Annotated in this window: 6 protein-coding genes and 1 tRNA gene; 3 read left to right on the top strand and 4 right to left on the bottom strand. The window is 63.4% G+C overall.

The window, feature by feature from the left end; translation table 11 throughout:
- Window positions 1-297 precede the first annotated feature (297 nt).
- The gene (locus tag ACO2Q5_RS17370; RefSeq protein ID WP_423293373.1) at window positions 298-954 is read left to right on the top strand and encodes a hypothetical protein; all 657 of its coding nucleotides are present in this window, start codon (window positions 298-300) and stop codon (window positions 952-954) included.
- 403 nt (window positions 955-1357) lie between these two features.
- Here the strand turns inward: ACO2Q5_RS17370 and ACO2Q5_RS17365 are convergent, their stop codons facing one another.
- The 3 genes from ACO2Q5_RS17365 to ACO2Q5_RS17355 all read right to left on the bottom strand — a co-directional run bounded on the left by ACO2Q5_RS17365 (window position 1358) and on the right by ACO2Q5_RS17355 (window position 3613).
- Window positions 1358-1717 carry an HNH endonuclease gene (locus ACO2Q5_RS17365; protein WP_423293371.1) on the bottom strand — a complete coding sequence of 120 codons (360 nt, stop codon included), beginning with the start codon at window positions 1715-1717 and terminating at the stop codon, window positions 1358-1360.
- The gene (locus tag ACO2Q5_RS17360) at window positions 1714-3138 is read right to left on the bottom strand and encodes a primase-helicase family protein (protein WP_423293369.1); all 1425 of its coding nucleotides are present in this window, start codon (window positions 3136-3138) and stop codon (window positions 1714-1716) included. Before ACO2Q5_RS17360 ends, ACO2Q5_RS17365 begins: the two co-directional genes overlap by 4 nt.
- 400 nt (window positions 3139-3538) lie before the next feature.
- Window positions 3539-3613: transfer RNA gene (locus ACO2Q5_RS17355), tRNA-Gln, on the bottom strand.
- A gap of 69 nt (window positions 3614-3682) precedes the next feature.
- Between ACO2Q5_RS17355 and ACO2Q5_RS17350 the strand changes: the two genes are divergently transcribed.
- Entirely contained in the window at window positions 3683-4861 is a 1179-nt protein-coding gene (locus ACO2Q5_RS17350; RefSeq protein ID WP_423293383.1) for an NAD(P)/FAD-dependent oxidoreductase, read from the top strand.
- On the opposite strand, the gene tgt is transcribed toward ACO2Q5_RS17350, so the two are convergent.
- The gene (gene tgt / locus ACO2Q5_RS17345) at window positions 4858-6000 is read right to left on the bottom strand and encodes a tRNA guanosine(34) transglycosylase Tgt (RefSeq protein ID WP_423293367.1); all 1143 of its coding nucleotides are present in this window, start codon (window positions 5998-6000) and stop codon (window positions 4858-4860) included. The genes ACO2Q5_RS17350 and tgt overlap by 4 nt on opposite strands.
- Before the next feature lie 160 nt (window positions 6001-6160).
- Between tgt and ACO2Q5_RS17340 the strand changes: the two genes are divergently transcribed.
- Entirely contained in the window at window positions 6161-6769 is a 609-nt protein-coding gene (locus tag ACO2Q5_RS17340) for a TetR/AcrR family transcriptional regulator (protein WP_423293365.1), read from the top strand.
- The last annotated feature ends 1 nt before the right edge of the window (window position 6770 follow it).

Here is a 6770-nt window from a genome sequence, read left to right as displayed (position 1 = left end):
GGGCCGCATTGTAGGCGGGCCAGTTCGTCGTGCGGTAGCGGGCAGAGGAAGGCTTCGGCATGGACCGAATCTAACGCTCAGGATTCACGACGTGAATCCGCATCACCGATAAGTGCAACAACGTCGGTGCGTAGTTTTTACCGGATACGCTGTGCTTTGGAGGGGGGGTTAGCCCCATCAGCCAACAGCATTGAACAAGCGGCAGCTCCGTCCGCAGAGCTTCCTGCCGCAGAAGCGACGAGAGCCGCCCACCGCACCCCAAGCAAAAATTGAAGCACCATTGAAAGAGTATTTGTTATGGATTTCCCTGCATACCAACGCATCTGGGGATATGTTGCGGTGGTAGCGGCGTGTGCGTCGTTTGTCGCCTTCCTGTTGAGATGGGGCTACCCACAGTCAGTTCGCCCGCTTAGCATCGTTGCTGTTGTCGTTGGCTCGGTCGGGCTTTTACCCCCAGCATTCGATGTGGAGCGCACAGGGTGGGAGATGCAGCGGCAACTGGAAGAAAGACGTATCCATACTGCGGAGGAATATCTCAGAGAAATGTCTACTAGCTTTGAGGTAAGCTGTGCTCCGTCACAAAGGACGGAGAACTCCCCCCCTGATTTCGACGAGATAGTCCGTAGACTAGCAGTGATGTGCGTCTGGTCAAAAGATTTAGCTGCGAAAGTTGGGGGGATGGACTTCGTAGCTCTTGATGCGGCACCTGCTGATCTGCTTGCTTTCTACCCTGCGCCAAACGATCTCCCGGAGACCTTCGACGACAACAAGAGCGCTTTGATTGACGCTATCGCCAAGTGGAATTTCGAGGCTGCACAGCTGAAGTCGATTCGGGAGAGAGCAAAAGAAGGCGTGCCATTCTGGTTGATTATTTTCTCCCCCTACCTGCAATGTATTGCCTTAATCTTTGCGTTCTTTGCAGCTTTGGGGCCACGACACCCGAAGCATGTATAATCACGCGGCCTGTGTGACAGCCTCACGGGTTCATATTCAATCCGTAGCCGGTACCCCGTTCTGCTATCGACTGTCGGAAATGAGCTCGCCGGTTACTCTGATGGCGAAGAGCGCACCATCATTATTAAGCCGCCGTCCGCTTTGTCCGCATCGCAGACGTTCCGCAGCTCGAGATGCTGCGCCCCATGTCCAATAGCCGGTTCGGGGAATGCCGCCGCGCAGCACCGAGTAGACCCGACAGTCGGCAATGGGCCGAGTGCGGAGAGCCGGTTCTCTCCCCCCTACCCCTCGGCGGCTTCGGCCGCCGGGGGACTTATCACTTCCCATTTTTTTTATGCAGAATAGGGTGTCCGGGTTGCTTGGGTGCGATGATTGTCAACTTTTACCGGGGCTTGGCCACAGGCTAGAGCAGGTCGAAGTCCACGCCATTCGCCTCATAATCCCAGTCATCCCGCCTGTTATCGGCCCGGCTGCCGATTTCCAGATGAGCAGGGTTGATGCACAGCCGGTTGTGGCAGCGATGGCGGATGACCTCCTCGAAGCTGGGTGTCTCGTCGTTCAGGACACAATAGATGAAGCGATAGGCGGCATATTGGTGGGACCGGAAGCGGACCTTCCGGATCGCTTTCGTATCGGTCCGGATGCAGCCGGTGTCGGTCTTGATACCTTCGTTCAGGAGGGAGAAGGCCCTTTGCCGGGCCTCCTCCTTGTGATTGGCGTGAATGTCTGCCCAGCGTTCCTGGGAGGGATCGAGGTAGATCATGCCTCTGCCGCGTCCCAAAGCGCATCGCAGACGGCCTGTCTGAAGGCGCCGGGGCCAAGGATATTCCCGCGGTCGACGGTGTATTTCGGGGCCGTCCACAGGGCGCGGGCATAGTCCTTTCCGCCCCATTTCACCACGTGCCTGGACCAGCCAAGCTCTGTCATCATGTGGCGAATGGCGTTCACGCTGACCCGCATCTCTTGCGTGACATAGGCGCGGAGGTCCTGTTCGGTGATGGCGATGCAGTTTTCCCGGCCCAGATACTCGGCCAGCTGTTGGGTCGTGGCCGCAAACTGGTGGGCCAGCAGCTTCTTCATGACCTCGGTGCCGTGGCGTTCGATGTTGAGGCTCAGGGCATCGAAGTCCTCGGCGGGTTTGCGTTGCAGCAGGAAGTGGTAGAGGTCCGCCATGCGCTGCGGGTCGGCCATGGCGGCCTCCACTCGCTTGACCAGCCGCCCGAACCTTCCGGCCTTGGGACCGGAGGCATGGCCCTCATGATCCACATCGACCACGTAGAACCGCCGCTCTCCCGCCTCGATCCAGAGGGGCAAGTGATTGGTCGTCATCAGAAAGCAGGCGTGGAGGGGCAGCTTTTCCACATCCCTGCCCTTCCGCTCTGCCATGGTGAAGGGTTCGGTGATGAGGGTCTTGAGCTTGTTTCCGACCTCGGAATCGGGGCGCAGGTGCAGCTCTTCGCAGACGATCAGCTTCTTGCCCAGGATCGGGCCGTTGAACTTGCCCGCGACCTTTTCGATGTTGTTCTCGACCGAGGTGTTCTCGAAGCCGAACAATTGTGCGGCAATCCGGCAGAAGGTGGATTTCCCGGTCCCCTTCCGCTGGGAATAGAGCAGGATGGCCCAGTTCGGCTTCTTGTGCTCGTTCTGCAGGCTCCAGGCCAGCCAGTCCAGAACACGGTCCCGCTCTGCCGCGGATTGGAAGATGGTGCTGAAGAACACGAGGAAGGGGCGAAGGCTGGCAGCGGAGGCAGGCAGGCGCCGATAGTCCGGTTGTTTCCAGCCGTTGAGGATGACCTGCCCGCTTTCCAGCTGGATCCGGCGGCGGGGATTGCCGGGATAGGGGGTGATGGCCCCGGTCCAGACCGGGATGGAGCGGTCGGGGTCGGCGTTGTTCTGAAGGATGGCCGTGTCGAAGACCTCTTTCAGGACCGGCTTCGGGACGGGGTCGCCGTTGTTGAGCCTCCGCGCCGGGATCAGGAAAGCCCGCTGGAGGTCGTCGCGGGACATCGATTCCAGGGGGCGGTCGATGTGGTAGAACCTCCCTTCACGGCGGAGGTAGCTGCGGGCGAGGAGCCGGATCAGCAGCTCTTTCAGATCCTGGCGCCCTGCCCCGGCCTCTGCGGCGGGAAGTGCTGGTGGAACGGGGCGGGCTGGGAGGGGGTCTTCTGGTGGCAGTAAGTTCATGAAAAATCCTTATGGAGGGCGGTCCTTGCCGGGACGGCCTGAGGGGTGAAGCGGGTTTGATAAAAAGGTCTTGGTCGCGGAATGCGGGCGGCCATATGCAGGGGTCTGGCTGGGTGTGTCAAGCTGCCGTGGCCATGAGGCGTGCTGGTGCACTTGGAGATGACCAACCGCGGCTATCCTTGAGCGGATGTGCCAAGCTGCCGTGGCCATGAGGCCCTCAGACCCGGAACGCCGCACTCCCGTACCTCCCGCAGACAGCGAAACCTGCTGCTGCCTGGACAGATCTGGGGCATCCCTTGGGGCACTTCTCTTGCCGTCCCCTGTCGGCCGGGCCGAACAACCCCTTTATCCCAAACGGTTTTCCGCTTGCGATAGGGTCTTCGCGATGTCAGGAGAAACTTGGCTGGGGCGCTAGGATTCGAACCTAGGAATGGCGGTACCAAAAACCGCTGCCTTACCACTTGGCGACGCCCCAACCGTGCGGCGGTGTTTAGCGGGTGCGTCGGGGGGCTGCAAGAGGCCCGAGAGAAAAAAGTGAGGGGCCATTGTGGCATTCGATGTGATCGTGGTGGGGGCCGGCGCGGCCGGGATGATGGCGGCGATCGAGGCCGGTCAAAGGGGCCGCCGGGTCCTTGTGATCGACCATGCGGCGAAGCCGGGTGAGAAGATCCGCATCTCGGGCGGCGGGCGCTGCAACTTCACCAATCTGGGCATTGCGGCGGACCGTTATCTGGGCGGCAACCCGCGGTTCGCCCTTTCGGCGCTGAAGCGGTTCACCCAATGGGATTTCATCGCCCGCATGGATCAGGCGGGAATTGCCTGGCATGAAAAGACTCTGGGACAGCTCTTTTGCAACGGCCCGGCCACGCAGGTGGTGGACTGGCTGCGCGCCGAAATGCAGAAGGCGGGCGTCACACTCTGGCTCTCCTGCACCCCGGGCAGCGTGACCCGCACCGCCACCGGATTCGCTGTGGAGACCGACCGTGGGGTGCAGGAGGCGGCATCGGTCATCGTCGCCACCGGCGGCAAGTCCATCCCGAAGATGGGGGCCACCGGCTGGGGCTACCGTGTGGCCGAAAGCTTTGGCCTGCCCCTGACCGAGACGCGCCCTGCCCTTGTGCCGCTGACCTTTGCCGAGCAGGAGCTGGAGTGGATCAAACCGCTGGCGGGCGTGGCGGTCACCGGCCGCGCCACGGCGGGCGGCGCGGGCTTTGACGAGGCGGTGCTGTTCACCCACCGCGGCCTGTCCGGCCCGGCGATCCTGCAGGTCTCCAGCTACTGGCGTGAGGGCGAGGCGGTCACGCTGGACCTCTGCCCCGGGCAGGATGCGGGCGCCGTGCTGCGCCGTGCCAAGGCCGAGGCCGGGCGCGCGCAGCTGTCGACCGCGCTGGCGCGTCTGGTGCCCGAACGGCTGGCCCGGCATCTGGCAGATCGCGCCGCCCTGCCCGGCCCCCTGGCCACGATCCCCGGTGCCGATCTGGACCGGCTGGCGGGTCAGCTGCACGGCTGGCGGCTGATGCCAGTGGGCAGCGAAGGCTATCGCACGGCCGAGGTCACGCTTGGCGGTGTGGATACGGCTGCGCTGGACGCCCGGACCATGGCCGCGAAATCCGTCCCCGGCCTTTATTTCGTGGGCGAGGTGGTGGACATCACCGGTTGGTTGGGCGGCTACAACTTTCAATGGGCTTGGTCATCGGGCTGGGCCGCGGGACAGGTGGCCTAAAGCGGGTCGATATCGCCCTTTGCCCGCTGCGCATGGAAGTCGGCCACAAAGGCCGACAGCCGCCCGGCGGCGATGGCGTCGCGCAGGCCCTGCATCAGCTCCTGATAATAATGCAGGTTGTGCCATGTCATCAGCATGGAGCTGATGATCTCGCCCGAGCGCATCACATGATGCAGATAGGCGCGCGAGTAATTGCGGCAGGCCGGGCAGGTGCAGGCCTCGTCCAGCGGGCGCGGGTCGTCCTGGTGGCGGGCGTTCTTGATGTTGATCTGCCCGCGCCGCGTCCAGGCCTGCCCCGTCCGGCCCGAGCGGGAGGGCAGTACGCAATCCATCATGTCGATGCCGCGTTCCACGGCGCCGACGATGTCATCGGGCTTGCCCACCCCCATCAGATAGCGCGGCTTGTCTTCCGGCAGGAACCCGGGCGCGTAATCCAGAACGCCGAACATGGCCTCCTGCCCCTCGCCCACGGCCAGCCCGCCGACCGCGTAGCCGTCAAAGCCGATGGCTTTCAGCGCCTCCGCGCTTTCCTCGCGCAGCTCGCGGGTGACGCCGCCCTGCATGATCCCGAACAGGGCATGGCCCGGCCGGTCGCCAAAGGCATCGCGCGACCTTTGCGCCCATCGCATCGACAGGCGCATGGCACGGGCCACCTCGTCATCGGTGGCGGGCAGCGCGGGGCATTCGTCGAAACACATCACGATGTCTGAACCGAGGAGCTTCTGGATCTCCATGCTGCGTTCGGGCGACAGCATGTGCTTCGACCCGTCGATATGGCTGGAAAACCGCACGCCCTCTTCGGTCAGCTTCCGCAAGGATGCCAGCGACATGACCTGAAACCCGCCCGAGTCGGTCAGGATCGGCCGGTCCCAGTTCATGAACCTGTGCAACCCGCCAAGGCGGGCGATCCGCTCGGCCCCCGGACGCAGCATCAGGTGATAGGTGTTGCCCAGAAGGATATCCGCCCCCGTCGCGCGCACGCTGTCGGGCAGCATCGCCTTGACCGTGGCGGCCGTGCCCACCGGCATGAAGGCGGGCGTGCGGATCTCACCCCGGGGGGTGTGGATCACGCCGGTGCGCGCCGCGCCGTCCTGCCCGGTGCGGGTGAACCCGAAGCGTGCCGCCGCCTGATCTGCCATCTGCCCTGCCCTTTGTGCCGGAAAACCGCGCGTTCATGCGCCAAATCGACGGCTTTGCCAAGCCTGCGACAAAGACGGCTGCGGGATGCAGCTTATCGCGCTTGACCTGTGCTGCGCATGCAGTATAGCGATGAATGAACGTTCATTCCGCACAGGAACCATGCCGGACACCGCCCCCTTTCTTGCCCCTGACGACCGCGGGACCGAAATCCTGCTGTCGATCCGTGCGACCTTTGCCGAAAAGGGGTTCAACGGCGCCTCGATGCAGGATCTGGCGCGCGCCGCCGGTATCAGCGTGGGCAGCTTCTACCGCTATTTCCCGTCCAAGGCCGCCATCGTGGATGCGCTGGTCAGTCTGGACATTGCTGAGATCGACGCCGCGATGGAGGTGATCAAGGCCGCTCCCGACCCGCGCGCCGCGGTGCGGGCCGCGCTGTCGGACCGGGTGCGCGAGGACCGGGGGATCGACAACTGCCTCTGGGCCGAGATTACCGCCGCGGCCCTGCGTACCTCTGACGTGGCGGGCACCTGCCGCCGGATGGAGGAAACCATCGCCACAAAGCTGACGCAGATTTTTGCGCTGATCAGTGGTCTTTCGCCTGAAGTTTGCGCCGAACGCTACGGCGCCCATGCCCGTTACCTGATCCTGATGGTCAAGGCCGCCGCCTCGCGGTCTGATCAGTCGCCCGACCCTGCCCTGGACGATATGATCCTTCGGGGCCTTGACCGCGTACTTGACGAAATCCCCTCCCGCCCTGCTGCAGGTTGAT

Source organism: Neotabrizicola sp. VNH66, assembly GCF_049445895.1.
Taxonomy (GTDB): Bacteria; Pseudomonadota; Alphaproteobacteria; order Rhodobacterales; family Rhodobacteraceae; genus Pseudogemmobacter.
This window is presented reverse-complemented; position numbering and strand designations above follow the sequence as displayed.

Bases quoted from the DNA above. Each gene is read 5' to 3' on its own strand.
- ACO2Q5_RS17370 (WP_423293373.1), top strand. From the start codon at position 298: ATGGATTTCCCTGCATACCAACGCATCTGGGGATATGTTGCGGTGGTA.
- ACO2Q5_RS17365 (WP_423293371.1), bottom strand. From the start codon at position 1,717: ATGATCTACCTCGATCCCTCCCAGGAACGCTGGGCAGACATTCACGCC.
- ACO2Q5_RS17360 (WP_423293369.1), bottom strand. From the start codon at position 3,138: ATGAACTTACTGCCACCAGAAGACCCCCTCCCAGCCCGCCCCGTTCCA.
- tgt (WP_423293367.1), bottom strand. From the start codon at position 6,000: ATGGCAGATCAGGCGGCGGCACGCTTCGGGTTCACCCGCACCGGGCAG.
- ACO2Q5_RS17340 (WP_423293365.1), top strand. From the start codon at position 6,161: ATGCCGGACACCGCCCCCTTTCTTGCCCCTGACGACCGCGGGACCGAA.